The organism is Pantoea stewartii subsp. stewartii, from assembly GCF_008801695.1.
Taxonomy (GTDB): Bacteria; Pseudomonadota; Gammaproteobacteria; order Enterobacterales; family Enterobacteriaceae; genus Pantoea; species Pantoea stewartii.
The window spans coordinates 1-385 of the sequence record NZ_VZPF01000287.1 but is presented as its reverse complement, the minus strand read 5'-3'; the positions used below and the strand labels follow the sequence as shown (position 1 = coordinate 385).

The following is a 385-nucleotide window of genomic DNA, read 5'->3' as shown; positions in this document are numbered from 1 at the left end:
TGCTCTTTAACAATCCGGAACAAGCTGAAAATTTGAAACGACGCACGTCGTGTTCCTCCGTAATAAGGAACACAGCACGATGCGTTCGGGTCTCTCAAAAGCTTACAGCTTACAAGCAACTGTTATGCAGTAGCGCGCGAGCAGTAAAGAAAGCAAGGCGCGTCGGCGCACAGCCAGCGGAGCGTACTGAAGTACGTGAGCATGGCGAGCACCGCGCAACGATGCATTCTTTACGCGCAGCCGTTACGGTAAACAGATAAACGCCTGTGGGTTGTGAGGTTAAGCGACCAAGCGTACACGGTGGATGCCCTGGCAGTCAGAGGCGATGAAGGGCGTGCTAATCTGCGATAAGCGCCGGTAAGGTGATATGAACCGCTACAACCGG

The 385-nt window shown here is 53.5% G+C and carries 1 rRNA gene; it reads left to right on the top strand.

Annotated features, from left to right (window positions below):
• Positions 1 to 277 precede the first annotated feature (277 nt).
• Positions 278 to 385: ribosomal RNA gene (locus F7Q90_RS26200) — 23S ribosomal RNA — on the top strand; the annotation flags it as partial.